19 protein-coding genes are annotated in these 19,299 nt (G+C 68.4%); 9 read left to right on the top strand and 10 right to left on the bottom strand.

From position 1 onward, the window contains the following. Positions 1 to 134: 134 nt before the first annotated feature. Complete coding sequence (locus tag EV683_RS13380) at positions 135 to 1,307, bottom strand: DesA family fatty acid desaturase (protein WP_131863128.1); 1,173 nt, start codon at positions 1,305 to 1,307, stop codon at positions 135 to 137. 238 nt (positions 1,308 to 1,545) lie between these two features. Here EV683_RS13380 and EV683_RS13385 point away from each other — a divergent pair, with 238 nt between their 5' ends. Next, positions 1,546 to 3,129 carry a YdgA family protein gene (locus EV683_RS13385; RefSeq protein ID WP_131863129.1) on the top strand — a complete coding sequence of 528 codons (1,584 nt, stop codon included), beginning with the start codon at positions 1,546 to 1,548 and terminating at the stop codon, positions 3,127 to 3,129. Positions 3,130 to 3,201: 72 nt separating this feature from the next. Here EV683_RS13385 and bfr read toward each other — a convergent pair whose 3' ends face one another. Then, the gene (bfr, locus tag EV683_RS13390) at positions 3,202 to 3,672 is read right to left on the bottom strand and encodes a bacterioferritin (protein ID WP_066611399.1); all 471 of its coding nucleotides are present in this window, start codon (positions 3,670 to 3,672) and stop codon (positions 3,202 to 3,204) included. Between the two features lie 127 nt (positions 3,673 to 3,799). Further along, a complete protein-coding gene (locus tag EV683_RS13395) occupies positions 3,800 to 3,997 on the bottom strand; it encodes a bacterioferritin-associated ferredoxin (RefSeq protein ID WP_066611397.1) in 198 nt (65 codons plus the stop codon). 160 nt (positions 3,998 to 4,157) lie between these two features. Here EV683_RS13395 and EV683_RS13400 point away from each other — a divergent pair, with 160 nt between their 5' ends. Then, positions 4,158 to 4,622: an NUDIX hydrolase gene (locus EV683_RS13400; protein ID WP_131863130.1), complete on the top strand. Its 465-nt coding sequence runs from the start codon at positions 4,158 to 4,160 to the stop codon at positions 4,620 to 4,622. Between the two features lie 84 nt (positions 4,623 to 4,706). Here the strand turns inward: EV683_RS13400 and rfbC are convergent, their stop codons facing one another. The 4 genes from rfbC to rfbB are packed head-to-tail and all read right to left on the bottom strand — an operon-like array spanning position 4,707 to position 8,081. Beyond that, positions 4,707 to 5,249 (bottom strand): dTDP-4-dehydrorhamnose 3,5-epimerase, encoded by a 543-nt coding sequence (rfbC, locus tag EV683_RS13405; RefSeq protein ID WP_066611393.1) that lies wholly within the window; start codon positions 5,247 to 5,249, stop codon positions 4,707 to 4,709. Then, positions 5,246 to 6,130: a glucose-1-phosphate thymidylyltransferase RfbA gene (rfbA, locus tag EV683_RS13410; protein WP_131863131.1), complete on the bottom strand. Its 885-nt coding sequence runs from the start codon at positions 6,128 to 6,130 to the stop codon at positions 5,246 to 5,248. Before rfbA ends, rfbC begins: the two co-directional genes overlap by 4 nt. Continuing rightward, on the bottom strand, positions 6,127 to 7,017 hold the full coding sequence (gene rfbD / locus EV683_RS13415; RefSeq protein ID WP_131863132.1) for a dTDP-4-dehydrorhamnose reductase: 891 nt from the start codon (positions 7,015 to 7,017) through the stop codon (positions 6,127 to 6,129). Before rfbD ends, rfbA begins: the two co-directional genes overlap by 4 nt. Then, the gene (gene rfbB, locus EV683_RS13420; RefSeq protein WP_066611387.1) at positions 7,014 to 8,081 is read right to left on the bottom strand and encodes a dTDP-glucose 4,6-dehydratase; all 1,068 of its coding nucleotides are present in this window, start codon (positions 8,079 to 8,081) and stop codon (positions 7,014 to 7,016) included. Before rfbB ends, rfbD begins: the two co-directional genes overlap by 4 nt. Positions 8,082 to 8,152: 71 nt before the next feature. Here rfbB and EV683_RS13425 point away from each other — a divergent pair, with 71 nt between their 5' ends. Together EV683_RS13425 and mnmA are read left to right on the top strand one after the other, a co-directional pair. Beyond that, positions 8,153 to 8,692 (top strand): hypothetical protein, encoded by a 540-nt coding sequence (locus EV683_RS13425; protein ID WP_131863133.1) that lies wholly within the window; start codon positions 8,153 to 8,155, stop codon positions 8,690 to 8,692. After that, entirely contained in the window at positions 8,689 to 9,765 is a 1,077-nt protein-coding gene (gene mnmA, locus EV683_RS13430; protein ID WP_131863134.1) for a tRNA 2-thiouridine(34) synthase MnmA, read from the top strand. The genes EV683_RS13425 and mnmA overlap by 4 nt, the downstream gene beginning before the upstream one ends. A gap of 80 nt (positions 9,766 to 9,845) precedes the next feature. Here the strand turns inward: mnmA and EV683_RS13435 are convergent, their stop codons facing one another. Then, positions 9,846 to 10,772, bottom strand: coding sequence for a LysR substrate-binding domain-containing protein (locus tag EV683_RS13435; protein ID WP_131863135.1), 927 nt, complete (start codon positions 10,770 to 10,772; stop codon positions 9,846 to 9,848). 112 nt (positions 10,773 to 10,884) lie between these two features. On the opposite strand from EV683_RS13435, the gene EV683_RS13440 reads away from it, so the two are divergent. Genes EV683_RS13440 through EV683_RS13450 form a run of 3 tightly spaced genes read left to right on the top strand, consistent with a single transcriptional unit; the run spans position 10,885 to position 13,676 of the window. Continuing rightward, positions 10,885 to 12,042, top strand: a complete 1,158-nt coding sequence (locus tag EV683_RS13440) for a methionine aminotransferase (RefSeq protein ID WP_066611378.1) — start codon at positions 10,885 to 10,887, stop codon at positions 12,040 to 12,042. 10 nt (positions 12,043 to 12,052) lie between these two features. Continuing rightward, positions 12,053 to 12,871, top strand: coding sequence for a carbon-nitrogen hydrolase family protein (locus EV683_RS13445; protein WP_131863136.1), 819 nt, complete (start codon positions 12,053 to 12,055; stop codon positions 12,869 to 12,871). 40 nt (positions 12,872 to 12,911) lie between these two features. Further along, the gene (locus EV683_RS13450; RefSeq protein ID WP_131863137.1) at positions 12,912 to 13,676 is read left to right on the top strand and encodes a transporter substrate-binding domain-containing protein; all 765 of its coding nucleotides are present in this window, start codon (positions 12,912 to 12,914) and stop codon (positions 13,674 to 13,676) included. A gap of 126 nt (positions 13,677 to 13,802) precedes the next feature. Here EV683_RS13450 and EV683_RS13455 read toward each other — a convergent pair whose 3' ends face one another. Both EV683_RS13455 and uvrA read right to left on the bottom strand, forming a co-directional pair. Then, positions 13,803 to 14,249, bottom strand: a complete 447-nt coding sequence (locus EV683_RS13455) for a VOC family protein (protein ID WP_066611369.1) — start codon at positions 14,247 to 14,249, stop codon at positions 13,803 to 13,805. 107 nt (positions 14,250 to 14,356) lie between these two features. Beyond that, positions 14,357 to 17,173, bottom strand: a complete 2,817-nt coding sequence (gene uvrA, locus EV683_RS13460) for an excinuclease ABC subunit UvrA (RefSeq protein WP_131863138.1) — start codon at positions 17,171 to 17,173, stop codon at positions 14,357 to 14,359. 148 nt (positions 17,174 to 17,321) lie between these two features. Here uvrA and EV683_RS13465 point away from each other — a divergent pair, with 148 nt between their 5' ends. Further along, positions 17,322 to 18,680, top strand: coding sequence for an MFS transporter (locus EV683_RS13465; RefSeq protein WP_131863139.1), 1,359 nt, complete (start codon positions 17,322 to 17,324; stop codon positions 18,678 to 18,680). Further along, on the top strand, positions 18,680 to 19,186 hold the full coding sequence (ssb, locus tag EV683_RS13470) for a single-stranded DNA-binding protein (RefSeq protein ID WP_131863140.1): 507 nt from the start codon (positions 18,680 to 18,682) through the stop codon (positions 19,184 to 19,186). The genes EV683_RS13465 and ssb overlap by 1 nt, the downstream gene beginning before the upstream one ends. Positions 19,187 to 19,299 lie beyond the last annotated feature (113 nt).

Here is a 19,299-nt window from a genome sequence, read left to right on the forward strand (position 1 = left end):
CGGGTTTGGTCGCACAAACAGCTTACCTTGCACCGCCGTTCTCACATCCGGCTTTTACCTCACGTTCCCATTATTCCGTGAAGAACCTAAAAAAACGGCGGGTCGCCCCGCCGTTGTCATGTCCGTGCGCCGCCTTACGCGAGCACGGCACGGCGCAACTGCATGGAGAAGCGCTGTAGCGCCTCGATGCCGCTGGCCTCGGCGCGCGCGCACCAGTCCTGCAGTTCCTTGAGCAGCTCGTCGCGCGTCAGCGTCGAGCGTTCCCACAGGCGGGTCAGCTCCTGGCGCATCGTGTAGACGGTGGTCAGCGTCGGGCTTTGCGCCAGCAGCGCCGACAGTTCGGCGCGCTCGGTCTCCGGCGTGTCCTTGGCATCCTGCTTGAGCCACACCTTCATCTTCTTGGCGAGCTTGCCGTCGCCGGCGGTCAGCTTGTCGAGCTCGGCGTGGTAGACGGCCTTCAGTTCGCGGGCGTAGCGCGCGGCCACCGCGTAACGGTTGGCGACGATGGCCTGCAACTGCTCGACCTCGAGGTGCGGACGCGCCTCGCCTTCCTGCAGTTTCGGCGCGACGCGCAACACCTTGGCCAGGCCCAGCGTCTCGAGGATGCGGATGTAGCCCCAACCGATGTCGAACTCGTACCACTTGTACGAGAACTTGGCCGAGGTGCCGAAGGTGTGGTGGTTGTTGTGCAGCTCCTCGCCGCCGATGATGATGCCCCAGGGAAACAGATTGGTCGCCGCATCCTCGTTCTCGAAGTTGCGATAGCCGACGTAGTGGCCCAGACCGTTGACGACGCCGGCGGCCCAGAACGGGATCCACACCATCTGCACCGCCCAGATCGTCAGGCCGATCGGGCCGAACAGCGCGAGGTCGATCGCCATCATGATGAAGATGCCCTTGCCGCTGTGGCGGGTGTAGATATTGCGCTCGAGCCAGTCGTCCGGCGTGCCGCGACCGAATTTCTCGATCGACTCGCGGTCCTTGCAGGCGGCGCGGTACAGCTCGGCCCCTTGCCACAGCACCTTCTTGATGCCGAGCACCTGCGGGCTGTGCGGATCGTCCTCGGTCTCGCAGCGCGCGTGGTGCTTGCGGTGGATGGCGACCCATTCCTTGGTCACCATGCCGGTGGTCAGCCACAGCCAGAAGCGGAAGAAGTGGCTGGGAATCGGGTGCAGGTCCAGGCCACGGTGGGTCTGGCTACGGTGCAGGAAGATGGTGACCGATGCGATGGTGATGTGGGTGAGCCCCAGGGCCACCAGCACGTAGCCCCACCAGGGCAGATCGATCAGACCGTTGATCCATTCCATTCAGTCGATACCTTTATGACTGGCTAAAAGCCGCTATTCTATTACGAAGTCACTGTTTGCAAACAGAAATCTTCACACCAGACGAGCCCGACGGCACGCGCACGCAGCACTTCGCGGACGGGGCCGGCGCGGCCGCCGCAAAAAACCATTGTCTGGGAAAGGTTTTCCGGCGACCCCGGCCGCGGGAAGCTGGTGTAACATAGTCCGCGTCAACGTCCTTTTGCCTTTCCTATACAACGTGTTGCGCAAACAACGCCTGATCACCGCCGGCGCCGTCCTGGGCGCGGCCCTGCTGGCCTACGGCGGCACGGCCTACTGGGCCGGCCTCAAAGCCGAGGAAACCCTCGCCGAACAACACCGGATGGTGGCGGCCCTGCCCTTTTTCAAGGTCAAGTCCCACCGCTACGAGCGCGGCTGGTTCAGCTCGACCGAAGTCACCGAGCTGACCTTCAACCGGCGCCTGACCGGCCCCTACGAAGCGATGCTGCCCGACTCGGTCAGGCCGCTGCTCGGCGCGACGATCAAGTACACCCACCACGTCGACCACGGCCCCTTTCCCGGCCTCTCCCGCTTCGACCTCAGGCCGGCACGCGCGTTCGTCAGCACCGAGTTCGACATGAGCGAGTCGACGCGCAAGACGCTCGCGAAGTTCTTCGGCGACGCCGAGCCGATCACCGTCACCAACCGTCTCGGGCTGACCGGCGGCGGCGAGCTGAAGGTCAACATCCCGGCCTTCGACTACGAGGAAACGCTGTCGGGCGTGAAGGTCAAGTGGCAGGGCTTCGACCTCGGCGTCGACTACGCGTCCGGCTACAAGGAATACCAGACCGAGGCGCTGTCGCCCGGCTTCCTGCTCGAGGCGGCGACCAAGGGCAAGGTCGCCTTCGACGGCGTGCGCTACCTGTCCGACGTGCGTCCCGGCAACACCGGCGTGCGCCTGGGCAGCAGCGAGCTGACGGTGAACGGCGTGCAGCTGAACTGGCAGGACAGCGTGCCGTACAGCCTCAAGCTCAACGAGCTGGTCTACCTGCTCACCCGCGTGCGCGTCGGCGAATTCATCAACCCGTCCGGCGAGTTCCGCCCGTCCGACGTGCAACTGAAGGCGCTGCGCTACCAGATCGTCACCAGCGAGCAGGGCGACTTCGTCAACACGCGCGGCAAGCTCGACTTCGAGCGCTTCAGCTACAACCAGAGCGTCTACGGTCCGCTGAAACTCGACATCTCGGCCAACCACCTGCACGGCCCGACGCTGGTCAAGCTCGACGAGGAGATCGGCAAGATCCCGTTCGAAGGCGTCGAACCGGCCAAGCTGCGCCAGGCCTACCTCGACGCGATCAAGACGCACGGCGTGCCGCTCTTGGCCAACGAGCCGCGCCTGGTGGTCAACGAATTCAGCCTGAAGATGCCGACCGGCGAGGCGCACCTGAAGGGCCAGCTCGCGCTGAACGGCTTCACCGAGGCCGACCTCAAGGACCCGGTCGCCTTCCTGTCGCGCTTCTCGGCCGACGCGGCCGTCGCGCTGCCGCGCCAGACGCTGGAGAACCTCGTCGTCGCGCAGGCGCGCAACCTGTTCACCGTCGACGCGAGCGCCGAGGAGCAGCCGGACGTCGCCGAGATCGACAACCTCGCCAAGAGCCTGCTCGACGCGCAGCTGACCGAATGGGACGCGCAGCGCTTCATCAAGCTCGAGAACGGCCAGATCAGCACCAGCCTGCACTTCAAGGACGGCAAGCTGTCGGTGAACCAGAAGCCGGTGTCGCTGCCGTGGCAGGAGTCGGACGAGCTCGAACCGGGCGGACCCGAGACCAGCGCCGCGCGCTGAGGCGCGCCGCGGAAAACGAACAGGGAGCCACCGGCTCTCTGTTTTTTCGTCGCCGGCGCGGAGCGCCTGGCCTTACTCGCCGCTCTGGCTCTGCAGGTAGTTCTGCAGGCCCATCTTGTCGATCAGGCCGAGCTGGGTTTCCAGCCAGTCGACATGCTCCTCCTCGCTCTCGAGGATCTCGGCCAGCAGCTCGCGGCTCACGTAGTCCTTGACGCTCTCGCAGTAGGCGATCGCCTCCTTCAGGAGCGGCACCGCCTCGAGCTCGAGCTTGAGGTCGCACTCGAGCATTTCCTTGGTGTTCTCGCCGATGTAGAGCTTGCCCAGCTCCTGCAGGTTGGGCAGACCTTCGAGGAACAGGATGCGTTCGATCACCGCGTCGGCGTGCTTCATCTCGTCGATCGACTCGTGGTATTCGTGATCGTTGAGCTTCTTCAGGCCCCAGTTCTTGTACATGCGCGCGTGCAGGAAGTACTGGTTGATCGCGGTCAGTTCGTTCTTCAGGACCTGGTTCAGGTATTTGATGACTTTCTTGTCGCCTTGCATGACCCTACTCCACGCTGTTCTTGGTTGTCGGTGACGGCATTATGGCACAGCGCAGCCCGCAGACAAGCGCGAACAGCCCCGGCGCACGGACGGCGGCGGAGCTGCGTCGGGGCGGCGTGGCGCGCGTTCAGGCGACGGCCATCATGCCCATCATTCTCTGTTCGGCGAGGCTGTCCTGGAGGATCTGCTTGGCGCAGCACGCGCACTTGCCGCAGTCGGCGGCGACGCCGAGTTCCAGGTTGAGGTCGCGCATGCGGGTCGCGCCCTGTTCCACGGCCTGGCGAATCTGGCGGTCGGTGACGGCGTTGCACAGGCAGACGTACATCGGGCAAGCTCCACAAACGAGAATGAGTTGCATCCATTCTAGGAACGAATAAGAACGATTGTCAATTGGCAACGTCGTATAGAGACAAAAAACAGCACCCGTGTCGCGCCCGCGCGACCGATATTTCTATTGAATCATCACTTTACGGAGAAAATCCAAAATGGATCGCCAATGGAAGGCCAACGTCACCGTCGCCGCGGTGATCGAACGCGACGGCCGCTTCCTGGTCGTCGAGGAGGACACCGTCGACGGCCGCCGCTTCAACCAGCCGGCCGGCCACCTCGAGCGCGGCGAGAGCCTGGTCGACGCCGTAACGCGCGAGGTGCTCGAGGAGACTGGTCACCACTTCGTCCCCGAGGGCCTGGTCGGCGTCTACATGGCCGACAAGGGCGACGGCAGCGACGTGACCTACCTGCGCTTCGCCTTCTTCGGCCGCGTCACCGGCGTCGAACCGGCGCGCGCGCTCGACGACGGCATCGTCGCGGCGCGCTGGCTGTCGGGCGACGAGCTCGCCGCCCTCCGCGACGCGCACCGCAGCCCGCTGGTGGGCCGCTGCGTCGCCGACTACCTCGCCGGCCGCCGCTTCGGTCTGGAGCTGCTGTACCGCCACGAGGACCAGGCCTGAGGCCGTAGCGCCGCTCACCGAACAGCAAAGCTCGGCCAACCTTGGGCAAAGGTTGGCCGAGCTTTTTCCCCGGCGCCGGACGCGCTAGTCGAACAAGGGCGCGTCCGCCAGGCGCACGCCGGCGCGGTCCTTGTCGGACAGGACGGGCGCACCGCTCAGCGGCCAGTCTATCGCCAGCGCCGCGTCGTCCCAGGCGAGCGTGTGCTCGGCGTCCGGCGCCCAGTAGTCGGTGGTCTTGTAGACGAGCAGCGCGTCGTCGAGCGCGACAAAGCCGTGCGCGAAGCCCTCGGGCAGCCACAGCTGGCGGCCGTTGGCGGCCGACAGCTCGACGCCGTGCCAGCGGCCGAAGGTCGGCGACGCACGTCGCAAATCGACCGCCACGTCCCACACCGCGCCGGCTGCGGCACGCACCAGCTTGCCCTGCGGGCGCGGCAGCTGATAGTGCAGGCCGCGCAGCACGCCGCGGCGCGAGAACGACTGGTTGTCCTGCACGAAGGACACCGCGCGGCCGACCGCCGCGTCGAACGCGCGCGCGTTGTAGGTCTCGGCGAAGTCGCCGCGCGCGTCGCGGTGCACCGTCGGCGTCAGCAGCAAGAGGCCGGGCAGGCCGGTTTGCTCGACCTTCACGCGCCCTCCTCCTCGAGCAGGCCGAGCAGGTAGCGGCCGTAGCCGCTCTTGGCCAGCGGCGCGGCCAGCGCCGCGAGCGCGTCGTCCGACAGCCAGCCCATGCGCCAGGCGACCTCCTCGGGGCAGGCGATCTTCTGCCCCTGGCGCTTCTCTATCGTCGCGATGAACTGGCCGGCCTCGAGCAGCGAGTCGTGCGTGCCGGTGTCCAGCCAGGCGAAGCCGCGCCCGAGCCGCTCGACCGTCAGCGCGCCCGCGGCGAGGTAGCGCGCGTTCAGCTCGGAGATTTCGAGCTCGCCGCGCGCCGACGGCGCGAGCGCCTTCGCGTAGTCGAGCGCGCGGTCGTCGTAGAAATAGAGGCCGGTGACCGCGTGGTGGGAGCGCGGCCGCGCCGGCTTTTCCTCGATGGACAGCGCTCGGCCGGCGGCGTCGAACTCGACGACGCCGTAGCGCTCGGGGTCGTGCACGCGGTAGGCGAACACCGTCGCGCCCGCCGGCCGCGCGGCGGCCCGCTGCAACAGGCCGGCCAGCGCGTTGCCGAAGAACAGGTTGTCGCCGAGCACCAGCGCCGACGGTGCGCCGCCGAGGAAGGCCTCGCCGATCAGCAGCGCCTGCGCGATGCCCTCGGGCTGCGGCTGCACCGCGTAGGACAGCGACAGCCCCCAGCGCGCGCCGTCGCCGAGCAGCTGCGCGAAGCGCGGCGCGTCGTCGGGGGTCGCGACGATCAGGATCTCGCGGATGCCGGCGAGCATCAGCGTCGACAGCGGGTAGTAGATCATCGGCTTGTCGTAGACCGGCAAGAGTTGCTTGGAAACCGCCAGCGTCGCCGGGTAGAGGCGCGTGCCGGCACCGCCGGCGAGGATGATGCCTTTGCGTTGCGTCATGTCGGGAAGGGGGACCAGGAGTCGAGCACCGCGGCGAGCCGCCGCCGCCAGTTAGGCGGCGCGACGCCGAAGGTGCGCGTGAACAGGGAGGTGTCGAGCCGGGTGTCGGCCGGCCGGCGCGCGCGCGTCGGCCAGTCGGCCGAGGCGAGCGGCACGATCGCGCGCGCCGCGCAGCGCAGCGGCAGGCCGCGCGCCGTGGCCTGCCGCGCGATCTCGACCGCGTAGCCGTGCCAGCTCGTCGCGCCGGACGCCGCCAGATGGTAGAGCCCCCAGCCGGCGTCGTGCGCGAGACAATCGCGCAGCGCGGCGACGGCGGCGGCCGCGACGAAGCCGGTATCGGTCGGCGTGCCGAACTGGTCGGCGACGACGCGCACCTTGTCGCGCTCGGCCAGCAGCCGCAGCATTGTCGCGAGGAAATTGCCCGGGTTCGGGCCGTACAGCCAGCCGACGCGCAGCACGAGCGCGCGCGCGCCGGACGCCAGCGCCGCGCGCTCGCCGGCGAGCTTGCTTGCGCCGTAGACGTTGAGCGGGTGCGGCGCGTCGCTTTCGCGGCAGGGCCGGCCGAGCGCGCCGTCGAACACGTAATCGGTCGAGAAGTGCACGAGCGGCACACCGTGGCGCGCCGCCCAGCGCGCGAGGGCGTCGACCGCGTCGGCGTTGACGGCGAAAGCCGTGTCACGGTCGTCCTCGGCCGCGTCGACCGCGGTGTAGGCGGCGGCGTTGACGACGAGCTCGGGGCGCAGCGCGTCGAGCCGCGCGGCCAGCGCCGCAGGCTGGCCGAGGTCGAAGCCGGCGCGCGGCGGCGCGATCACCTCGCCCAGGCCGGCCAGCGCAGGCCGGAGCGCGCGACCGAGCTGGCCGCTGCCGCCGGTCAGCAGCACCTTCACGCGCGCGCCTCGTACTGACTCGCGACCCAGTCGCGGTAGCGGCCGTCCTTGACCGCGTCGACCCAGTCGCGCCGCGACAGATACCAGGCGACGGTGCGCGCCAGCCCGTCGTCGAAGGCGGTGCCGGGCACCCAGCCCAGTTCGGTCGCCATCCGGCTCGCGTCGATCGCGTAGCGGCGGTCGTGGCCGGGGCGGTCGGCGACGAAGGCGATCTGCGCGCGGTAGGAGACGCCGTCGGCGCGTGGCCGCTGCGCGTCGAGCAGCGCGCAGATGCGGTGCACGACGTCGAGGTTGGTATGCTCGGCGTTACCGCCGATATTGTAGCTGCGGCCCGGCACGCCCTCGGCCAGCACGCGGCGCAGCGCCTCGCAGTGGTCGTCGACGTAGAGCCAGTCGCGCACCTGCAGCCCGTCGCCGTACACCGGCAGCGGCGCGCCCTCGAGCGCGCGCTCTATCGTCAGCGGGATCAGCTTTTCCGGAAACTGGTGCGGGCCGTAATTGTTCGAACAATGGGTGATCAGCACCGGCAGGCCGTAGCTGCGGTGCCAGGCGCGCGCCAGGAGGTCGGCGGCGGCCTTGCTCGCCGCGTAGGGGCTGTTCGGCGCGAAGGGCGTGGCTTCGGTAAAGGCCGGATCGAGCGGACCGAGCGTGCCGTAGACCTCGTCGGTCGACACCTGCAGGTAGCGGAAGGCCGGCTTGGCCGGCCCGGAAAGACGCTGCCAGTAGGCGCGCACCGCCTCGAGCAGCGCGAAGGTGCCGTCGACGTTGGTCGCGACGAAGGCGCCGGGGCCGGCGAGCGAACGGTCGACGTGGCTCTCGGCGGCGAAGTGCAGCACCGCGCGCGGCCGGTGCTCGGCCAGCAGCGCCGCGACGAGCGCGCCGTCGTTGACGCTGCCGTGCACGAAGCGGTGGCGCGGGTCGCCGTCGAGCGCGGCGAGGTTCATCGGGTTGCCGGCGTAAGCGAGCGCGTCGAGGTTGACCACGCTCTCCTGGTGGCAGGCCAGCCAGTCGAGCACGAAACGGCTGCCGATGAAGCCGGCGCCGCCGGTCACGAGAAGGGTCATGATAGGGAGTCCAAATAAAACACCGGCCGTTCTTTCAAGGTCTATTTTAATCAGTCTACCGGGGAGGCTCCATGTTGCCACAGCGCTGGCTCGGACTTCTGTTGCTGGTCGCGGCGCCGGCTTTCTCCGCGACGCTGACCGTCTGTTACCATTACGGCTGCGCGCGGCAGGCGACGCTGACGCTCGACGCCACCGAGCTGGCGCGGCTCGGCCAACGTTTCGCGCATGTCGACTCGCCCGCGTCGGAACGCGCCGCGATCGCCGACACGGTGAGCGCGCTGTACCGGCTTGCCGCGCGCATCAGTCCGATCGCGTCGGACAAGGGCCGCAACCCGCCCGACGACGACAGCGAAGGCAAAATGGACTGCGTCGACCACAGCCGCAACGTGTCGGGCTTTCTGGCGCTGATGGACGCCGAGGGCTGGCTGCGCCACCACCGCGCCGCCGGCGTCGTGCACCGCGCGCCGTGGTTCGTCGACGGCCACTTCGCCGCGCGGCTCGACGCGCGCGACGGCGGACAAAGCTGGGTGGTCGACACCTGGTTCGCGGATTTCGGGGCGCCGCCGGCGGTGGTGCCCCTGGCTATTTGGATGAGAGGATATTCCCCGTGACGGGTAAGAAGCGCATCGTCGTCGGCATGTCCGGCGGCGTGGACTCGTCGGTGACCGCGTGGCTGCTCAAACAGCAGGGCCACGAGGTGATCGGCGTGTTCATGCAGAACTGGGAAGACGACAACGACGACGAATACTGCTCGATCAAGCAGGACGCGCTCGACGCGATGAGCGTGGCCGACATCGTCGGCATCGACATGGAGATCGTCAACTTCGCCAGGGAATACAAGGACCGCGTGTTCCAGTACTTCCTCGACGAATACTCGGCCGGCCGCACGCCCAACCCGGACGTGCTGTGCAACGCCGAGATCAAGTTCAAGGCCTTCCTCGACTACGCGATGGAACTGGGCGCCGACTGCATCGCCACCGGCCACTACGCGCGCAAGCTCGAAAAGGACGGCGTCCACTACCTGATGAAGGGCCTGGACGAGACCAAGGACCAGAGCTACTTCCTGTACCGGCTGAGCCAGGCGCAGCTGTCGAAGGCGATCTTCCCGCTCGGCGACATCAAAAAGACCGAGGTGCGCAAGTTGGCCGACGAGGCCGGCCTGCCGACCGCCGCGAAGAAGGACAGCACCGGCATCTGCTTCATCGGCGAGCGGCCGTTCCGCGAATTCCTGCAGCGCTATCTGCCGACCCAGCCGGGCGAGATGGTGACGCCGGACGGCAAGGTGGTCGGCGAGCACGTCGGCCTGACCTTCTACACCCTCGGCCAACGCAAGGGCCTGACCATCGGCGGTTCGCGCGACGGCAGCGGCGAGCCGTGGTTCGTCGCCGGCAAGGACCTGCCGAACAACCGGCTGATCGTCGTGCAGGGCCACGACCACCCGCTGCTGCTGAAGCCGACGCTGACCATGGGCCAGCTGTCGTGGACGCTGCCCGCGCCGCCGGCGCCCGGCGACTACGCGGCCAAGAACCGCTACCGGATGGCCGACGCCGCCTGCGCGCTGTCGGCCATCGACAACGGCGTCGCGACGCTCTCCTTCGAGACGCCGCAATGGGCGATCACGCCGGGCCAGTCGGCGGTGCTGTACGACGGCGACGTGTGCCTGGGCGGCGGCGTCATCCTGTAAGCGCCCTCGCTCAGTCAGACAAGGCTCGGCCAACCTGTCACCGGTTGGCCGAGCCTTTTTCGTGCGGCGCGCCGCCTCGCTCAGCCGGCCGCCGCGCGCCGCGCGAGGCCGCCGCGCCACGCGCCGTCCGGCACCGCATGACGCGACACCAGCCAGTCGTACAGCCGCGCCGCCGGGCCGCCGGCCGCGCCGGCCGGGCGCGCCAGCGCGTAGCCGCTGCCGGTGACGAGCTCGACGTCGAAGGGCGCGACAACCTGGCCCGTCGCCAGCTCGTCGGCCAGCAGCGTCACGTCGCCGAGCGTGACGCCGAAGCCCTGCAGCGCGGCGTTCATCGCCTGGTCGAGCGAATCGAACACCGCGCCGCCGTCGGCGTCGGCCGCGTCGCCGCCGGTCTCGGCGAACCAGCGCCGCCAGTCGCGCCGATCCGGCGACGGGTGCAACAGCGGCCAGGCCGCGAGATCTTCCGGCGTCGCCAGCGGCAGGCCCTCGGCGTCGCGCAGCGCCGGCGACAGCACCGGCGTCAGCCGCTCGACGAACAAGGGCGTCAGCGCCGCGTCGGCCGGCAGCGCGCAGAACACCACCGCCAGGTCGAAGGGCTCGCGCGCGAAGTCGACCTGGTGCGCGTGCACGCTCGACACCTCGACCGCGATGTCCGGCTCCTCGCGCGAGAACTGCCGCACCTCGCGCAACAGCCAGCGCGCCGCGCACGACGGCGCCTTCAGCCGCAGGCGCCGGCCGGCGCCGCGCGCCGCCTCGACGCCGCGTTCCAGCGTCGACAGCGCGCGCTCGACGTAGGGCCGCAACAGCTCGCCCTGCGCGGTCAGCGCGAGGCTGCGGGCACCGCGCAGGAACAGCGGATAGCCCAGTTGCGCCTCGAGCTGGGCGACCTGCTTGCTGACCGCGCCCTGCGTCAGGCACAGCTCGTCGGCGGCGCGGGTGAAGCTCCGGTGGCGGGCGGCCGCCTCGAACACCGACAGCGCGTACAACGGCAAGGGACGGCGGGGCATCGTTTCTCCATGACCGAAAAAAAACTCATGCATACGATGACGATAAATCGTTTGTCCGGCAAGCACCGGCGGCGTTGAATGCGGGTAACGCCCGCAACGAGAGAGCAAAGCGATGAACGCCCCGACCCTCCTGCCGAAAAGCAAGCTGCCCGCCGTCGGCACCACCATCTTCACCGTGATCGGCCAGCTCGCCGCGCGTCACGACGCGATCAACCTGTCGCAGGGCGCGCCGAACTTCCCGTGCAACCCGCGCCTGATCGACTACGCGTACCAGGCGATGCGCGACGGCCACAACCAGTACGCGCCGATGGCCGGCGTAGCGAGCCTGCGCGAGGCGATCGCCGCCAAGGTCGAGGCGCTGTACGGCCACGTCTACCACCCGGGCGACGAGGTCACCGTGATGGCCAGCGCCAGCGAGGGCCTGTTCGCCGCGGTTACCGCGCTGGTCCACCCCGGCGACGAGGTGATCTTCTTCGAGCCGGCCTTCGACAGCTACGCGCCGATGGTCGAATTGCAGGGCGCGACGCCGGTGCCCATCAAGCTGGCCGCGCCCGACTTCGCAATCCCGTGGGACGAGGTGCGCGCGAAGATCACGCCGCGCACGCGCATGATCCTCGTCAACAGCCCGCACAACCCGACCGGCACCGTGCTGTCGGATGCCGACGTCGCCGCGCTGGAACAAGTCACCGCCGGTACCGACATCGTGATCCTGTCCGACGAGGTCTACGAGCACGTCGTGTTCGACGGCGCGCCGCACCACAGCATGAGCCGCCACCCTCGGCTTGCCGCGCGCTCGGTCGTCGTCGCCTCCTTCGGCAAGACCTTCCACGTCACCGGCTGGCGCGTCGGCTACTGCCTCGCGCCCAGGGCGCTGATGGACGAGATCCGCAAGGTGCACCAGTTCGCGGTATTCGCCGCCGACACGCCGATGCAGCACGCGCTCGCCAGGTTGATGGAAACGCCGGCCGACTACCTGAACCTGGCCGGCTTCTACCAGGCCAAGCGCGACCTCTTGGCCGGCGCGCTGCGCGACTCGCGCCTGAAGCTGTTGCCGAGCGCCGGCAGCTTCTTCATGCTGGCCGAGTACGGCCACTTCAGCGACGAGGCCGACGGTGAATTCGTTCAGCGGCTGATCATCGAGCACGGCGTCGCGACCATCCCGGTGTCGGCCTTCTACCGCGACGGCACCGACGCGCGCGTGATCCGCCTGTCGTTCGCCAAGGACGACGCGACGCTGCTGGCCGGCGCTAAGCGGCTGTGCCGCGTCTGAGGAGAGCGCGATGCCCCCGACCACGCTGATGGCCGCCGCGATCCAGATGGTGTCCGGCGACGAGCTCTCGGCCAACCTCGCCGCCGCCGGCAGGCTGGTCGCCGAGGCCGCCGCGCAAGGCGCGCGCTTCGCCGCGCTGCCCGAGTACTTCTACCTGATGCCCGAGGACGAGACGGCGCGCATCGCGTTGGCCGAGCCCTTCGGCGACGGGCCCATCCAGCGCCACGTCGCGGCGCTCGCGCGCGAGCACGGCGTCTGGCTCTTGGCAGGCAGCGTGCCGCTCGTCAGCCCCGAGCCCGGCCGCTTCTACAACAGCAGCCTGCTGTTCGACCCGCAAGGCCGCTGCGCGGCGCGTTACGACAAGATCCACCTGTTCGGCTTCGACGACGGCGAGCAGCGCTACCGCGAGGCCGACACGATGAGCGCCGGCGACGATATCGTCACCGCCGCCACGCCGTGGGGCGCGACGCGGCTGTCGATTTGCTACGATCTGAGGTTTCCCGAGTTGTACCGCGCCGGTCCGGCGCCCCTGCTCATCACCGCGCCGGCGGCGTTCACCCACACCACCGGCCGCGCGCACTGGGAATTGCTGCTGCGCGCGCGCGCAGTCGAGAACCTCGCCTTCGTCGTCGCGCCCGGCCAGGGCGGCGTCCACCCCGGCGGCAAGCGCACCTTCGGCCACAGCCTGATCGTCGACGCGTGGGGCGAGGTGCTCGCCTGCCACGCCGAAGGCGAAGGCATCGCGCTGGCCACGCTCGACTTCGCGCGCCAGGCCGCATGGCGCGCGCGGCTGCCGGCGCTCGCGCACCGCCGGCTCGGCCAGGCCTGAACCCACAACAACAGCAAGACCCGTCTACCAGGAGAACCCGATGAAACGACTCGCCCTGCTCGCCCTCGCCGCCCTGCCCAGCCTGGCGCACGCCGAACCGCTCAGGATCGCCACCGACGCGACCTACCCGCCGTTCGAGTACATCGACGCGTCCGGCAAGCTCGCCGGTTTCGAGGTCGACCTCGCCTACGCGCTGTGCAAGGAGATGAACACGCCGTGCGAGGTAGTCAACCAGCCGTGGGACGGGCTGATCCCCGGCCTGCAGGTCAAGAAATTCGACGCGATCATGGCGTCGATGAACATCACCGACGAGCGCCGCCGCGCGGTCGACTTCAGCAAGGTCTACTACTTCATGCAGAACCGCTTCGTCGCCCGGAAGGCGGCGGCGGCCAGGGTCGACGCGGCGGCGCTGAAGGGCAAGGCGATCGCGGTGCAAACCGGCACGCCGCAGGAACGCTTCGTCACGCGCGAATTCGGCAAGAGCGCGACGATCAAGCGCTACGTGAACGCGCAGGACCCGATGCTCGAACTGGCGTCCGGCCGCGTCGACTACACCTTCGGCAACACGGTGCAGCTGCAGAAGGGCTTTCTCGAAACGCCCAAGGGCCAGGGCTTCGGCTTCGTCGGCCCGGTGTTCGACGGCCGGCGCGACAAGGTGCTCGGCGAGGGCGTCGCGGTCGCGCTCAGGAAGAACGACGCCGAACTGAAGGCGCGCTTCGACAAGGCGATCGACGCGGTGAAGAAAAAGGGCGTGTTCCAGCAACTGCTGCAAAAGCACGGCCTGCAGGGCCTGCTCGAGGGCTGAACGGCACGACGACGCCGGCACGACGGCGCTCGGCCAACCCCAAGGGTTGGCCGAGCTGTTTCAGCGGGCGGCTCAAGACACGAAAAAACCCGCCGGCGGCGGGTTTTGCGCTCGACGGGTGCGACGTCAATGCGCGCCGCGGCCGTTCAGCTTGAGCTTGGCCGCCAGCCAGGTGTGGTCGTAGCTGACGATCTCGAACGGGTTGCCGAAGGGGTCGACGAAGTTGATCGACAGGAAGAAGGCGTGGTCGCGCACCGAGTCGCGCGCGATCGTCTCGCCGTCCTTGTCGCGCACGCGCTGACCGGCCAGGGCGTCGATCCAGGCGAGGAATTCCTGGCCGCCGACCGAAAAAGCCACCGTGCCCGGCAGCGCGCCGCCCTCGCCGGCCTCCTCGCTGAGCGCGAGCCGGACGCTGGCGCTCGGGTTGGACAGCATGGTGATGCCGTGACCTTCCTGCATATGACGGTAACGGGTGTCGATATTCATGCCGAGCACGCGTTCGTACCAGTCCAGCGCCACCTTGAGGTCGGCCACCCGCACATGAATATGGTCGATCTTGCCAAGCGTGAGCATTACTTCCTCATAAAATGTTCGTCGCCGGACAGGCGGCGGCGAAGGTTCAGTCGCTATTGTGGCAGGAAACCCCGCCGAATACAGCATCCTTGCGTCATCTGGCTGCGTCAGCGCAGATAGGGTCGCAAATAATGGCCGGTATGGCTGTCCGGATGCGCGGCGATCGCCTCGGGCGGACCGGAAACGAGGATCTGCCCGCCGCCGGCGCCGCCCTCGGGCCCGAGGTCGATCAGCCAGTCGGCGGTTTTGATGACGTCCAGATTGTGCTCGATCACGACGACGGTGTTGCCGTGCTCGCGCAGCCGGTGCAGCACCTTCAGCAGCAGGTCGATGTCGTGAAAGTGCAGGCCGGTGGTCGGCTCGTCGAGGATGTAGAGCGTGCGGCCGGTGTCGCGCTTGGACAATTCCAGCGCCAGCTTGACGCGCTGCGCCTCGCCGCCGGACAGCGTGGTCGCGCTCTGGCCGAGGCGGATGTAGCCGAGGCCGACGTCCATCAGCGTCGCGAGCTTGCGCGCGACGGTCGGCACCGCGCCGAAGAATTCCAGCGCCTGCTCGACCGTCATCTCGAGCACCTCGTGGATGCTCCTGCCCTTGTATCGCACCTCGAGCGTCTCGCGGTTGTAGCGCTTGCCGTGGCAGACGTCGCACGGCACGTAGACGTCGGGCAGGAAGTGCATCTCGACCTTGATCACGCCGTCGCCCTGGCAGGCCTCGCAGCGGCCGCCCTTGACGTTGAACGAGAAGCGGCCCGGCCCGTAGCCGCGCTCGCGCGCAAGCGGCACGCCGGCGAACAGCTCGCGGATCGGCGTGAACAGGCCGGTGTAGGTCGCCGGATTCGACCTGGGCGTTCTGCCGATCGGGCTCTGGTCGACGTTGATGACCTTGTCGAGCCGTTCGAGCCCTTCGATCTCCTCGTACGGCGCCGGCTCTTCGCTGGCGCCGTTCAGGTCGCGCGCGGCGATCTTGTACAGCGTGTCGTTGATCAGCGTCGACTTGCCCGAGCCGGACACGCCGGTCACGCACACCAGCATGCCGAGCGGCAGTTCGAGCGTGACGTTCTTCAGGTTGTTGCCGGTCGCGCCGCGCAACGTCAGCACCCGCTCCGGGTCGGGCTCGCGGCGGCCGCCCGGCATCGCGATCGCGCGGCGGCCGGACAGGAAGTCGCCGGTCACCGAGTTCGCCGCGGCGGCGACCTCGGCCGGCGTGCCGGCGACCAGCACCTCGCCGCCGTGCTCGCCGGCGCCCGGCCCCATGTCGACCACGTAGTCGGCGGCGCGGATCGCGTCCTCGTCGTGCTCGACCACGATCACGCTGTTGCCGAGGTCGCGGAGCCTCATCAGCGTGCCGAGCAGGCGGTCGTTGTCGCGCTGGTGCAGGCCGATCGACGGCTCGTCGAGCACGTACATCACGCCGGTCAGCCCCGAGCCGATCTGGCTCGCCAGCCGGATGCGCTGCGCCTCGCCGCCCGACAGCGTGTCGGCCGAGCGCGACAGGTTCAGATAGTCGAGGCCGACGTTGTTGAGGAAGGACAGCCGCTCGCGGATCTCCTTGACGATCTTCTCGGCCACCGCCTGCTTCTGGCCGCTGAACTCGAGCGAGTCGAAGAAGGCGTGGGCGTCCTTCAGCGGCAGCTGGTTCAGTTCGTGCAGCGTCTTGCCGGCGACCAGCACGTGGCGCGCCTCGCGCCTGAGGCGCGAGCCGCCGCAGCTCGGGCAGCACTGGTTGTTCTGGTACTTGGCCAGCTCCTCGCGCACCGCCGACGAGTCGGTCTCGCGGTAGCGGCGTTCGAGGTTGGGGATGATGCCCTCGAAGGCGTGCGCGCGCGTGAAGCGCGTGCCCTTCTCGGACAGATAGCTGAACTCGATCGCGTCGCGGCCCGAACCGTGCAGCACGACGTGGCGCACTTTTTCCGGCAGGTCCTCGAACGGCAGCTCGAGCGCGAAGCCGTAGTGCTCGGCCAACCCTTGCAGCATCTGGTAGTAGAACTGGTTCCGCTTGTCCCAGCCCTTGATCGCGCCGGACGCGAGGCTGAGTTCGGGATGCGCGACGACGCGCCTGGGGTCGAAGAAGGTGATTTCGCCGAGGCCGTCGCACTTCGGGCAGGCGCCCATCGGGTTGTTGAAACTAAACAAACGCGGTTCGAGTTCGGGCAGGCTGTACGAGCACACCGGGCAGGCGAACTTGGCCGAGAACCAGTGTTCCTGACCCGAGTCCATCTCGACCGCGATCGCGCGGCCCTCGGCGTGGCGCAGCGCGGTCTCGAAGCTCTCGGCCAACCTCTGCTTCATGTCCTCGCGCACCCGGAGGCGGTCGATCACCACCTCGACGGTGTGCTTCTTGTTCTTGTCGAGCTTGGGAACCTCGTCGAGCTCGACCACCTCGCCGTCGATGCGCACGCGCACGAAGCCCTGCGCGCGCAGCTCTTCGAACAGGTCGAGGTTCTCGCCCTTGCGGCCCATGACCACCGGCGCGAGGATCATCACGCGGCTCTCCGCCGGCAGCGCGAGCACGTGGTCGACCATCTGGCTCACCGTTTGCGACGACAGCGGCACATGGTGTTCCGGACAGTGCGGGTCGCCGACGCGCGCGAACAGGAGGCGCAGGTAGTCGTGGATTTCGGTGACAGTGCCGACGGTCGAGCGCGGGTTGTGGCTGGTCGCCTTCTGCTCGATCGAGATCGCCGGCGACAAGCCCTCGATCAGGTCGACGTCGGGCTTTTCCATCAGCTGCAGGAACTGGCGCGCGTAGGCCGACAGGCTTTCCACGTAGCGCCGCTGCCCTTCCGCGTACAGGGTGTCGAACGCCAGCGAGCTCTTGCCCGAGCCGGACAGGCCGGTGATCACGACCAGCTTGTGGCGCGGCAGGTCGAGATTGACGTTCTTGAGGTTGTGGGTGCGTGCACCCCGGATGCGGATCAGGTCCATGCCGGCTCACGGTAATACGGGATAACCTGTTACTATACCCGAGTTGCGACGCCCCCCTCCAGCCGTCGGCCTGCCCGCGGTTCGGACGGTGCGCGTCCCCCGGCCGGCACGGTCGTTCGCGTTTCCCACCCCCTAGACTTACGATTTCATGACACCGCTCGAACTGCGCGCCAGCCTCGGCCTTGCCGGGGTCTACGCCCTGCGGATGCTCGGCATGTTCCTGATCCTGCCGGTGTTCGCGCTCTACGCCCAGACCCTGCCGGGCGCCCACGACCACACCACCATCGGCATCGCGCTCGGCGCCTACGGCCTGACCCAGGCGCTGCTGCAGCTGCCGCTGGGCATGCTGTCCGACCGCATCGGCCGCAAGAAGGTCATCTACGGCGGCCTTCTGGTGTTCGCCGCCGGCAGCTTTCTCGCCGCCTGGGCACCCGACATCGTCTGGCTCACCGTCGGCCGCGTGATCCAGGGCGCCGGCGCGATCTCGGCCGCCGTCACCGCCTTGCTGGCCGATCTCACCCGTGAGGAGAACCGCACCCGCGCGATGGCGATGATTGGGATGAGCATCGGCACCACCTTCGCCGCCAGCCTGGTGCTCGGCCCGCTACTGTCGCGCTACATCGGCGTCGACGGCATCTTCGTGCTGACCGGCGTGCTGACGCTGGCCGCGCTCGCCGGCGTGAAGTTCCTGATCCCCGACCCGGCGGTGTCGCGCTTCCACTCCGACGCCGAGACCAACACCGCGCGTCTGCCGGTGGTGCTGAAGGACGCGCAGCTGTTGCGGCTGAACTTCGGCATCTTCGCGCTGCACGCGGCGCAGATGGCGATGTTCGTCGCCATCCCGTTCGCGCTGATCAAGCACGGTCTCGACAAGGCGCACCACTGGCAGGTTTACCTGCCGGTGGTGGTCGCCGGCTTCTTCCTGATGGTGCCGGCGATCATCTACGGCGAGAAAAAGGGCCGGCTCAAGGCGGTATTCGTCGGCGCGGTCGCGCTGATGACCGCCGCCCAGCTTGGCATGGCGCTGGCGCTCGACTCGTTCTGGCAGATCGTGCTGTGGCTGACCTTCTACTTCATCGCCTTCAACGTGCTCGAGGCCAGCCTGCCGTCGCTGATCTCGAAGATCGCGCCGGCCGACGCCAAGGGCACCGCGATCGGCGTGTATAATACCTCGCAATCTTTCGGCCTCTTCGTCGGCGCCGGCGCCGGCGGCTGGCTCTACAGCCACTACCAGAACGCCGGCGTGTTCGGCTTCGCCGCCGCGCTGATGTTCGCCTGGCTCGTGCTGGCCGCATCGATGCGCGCGCCCGAGCGGGTGAAGACGCAGATGTTCCACATCGGCGACGCCTGGCGCGGCGACGCGAACGCGCTGTCGGCCCGCCTCGCCGCCGTCGCCGGCGTGAAAGAGGCCGTCGTCCTGCTCGACGAGCGCGTCGCCTACCTCAAGGTCTCGCAGCAGCAGTGGGACGAGGCCCGCGTGAAACAACTCATCCAGGAGACCCATTAATGGCATCGGTCAACAAAGTGATTCTGGTCGGCAACCTCGGCCGCGACCCGGAAGTCCGCTATCTGCCCTCGGGCGACCCGGTGGCCACGCTGTCGGTCGCCACCACCGAAAACTGGACCGACCGCAGCAGCGGTCAGCGCCAGGAGCTGACCGAATGGCACCGCGTGGTGTTCTTCGGTAAGACCGCCGAGGTCGCGGCGCAGTACCTGAAGAAAGGCAGCGCGGTCTACGTCGAGGGCAGCATCCGCACCCGCAAGTGGACCGACCAGAGCGGCCAGGAACGCTACAGCACCGAGATCCGCGGCGACCGCATGCAGATGCTCGGCGGCCGCAACGGCGGCGGCAGCGCGTCGATGGACGACGACGGCTACGGCGCCCCGCAAGGCGGCAGCCGCATGCGCAACGACGCGCCGCCGGCACAGTCCGCCCCGCCGGCCGCGCCGCGCCGCATGGAGCCGAAACCGGCCGCCAAGTTCGACGACATGGACGACGACATTCCGTTCTGACCGGAACCATATATTAGCTGTCCAGTCCCGGACGATTGCAAACGCGTTTTTTGAACAAATCTGGGCGCTGTTTCTGCCATTCCTTCATGGCCTGAATCGGCGTCCGGTGCTGC

The sequence above is a fragment of the Crenobacter luteus genome (genome assembly GCF_004345725.1).
GTDB lineage: Bacteria > Pseudomonadota > Gammaproteobacteria > Burkholderiales > Chromobacteriaceae > Crenobacter > Crenobacter luteus.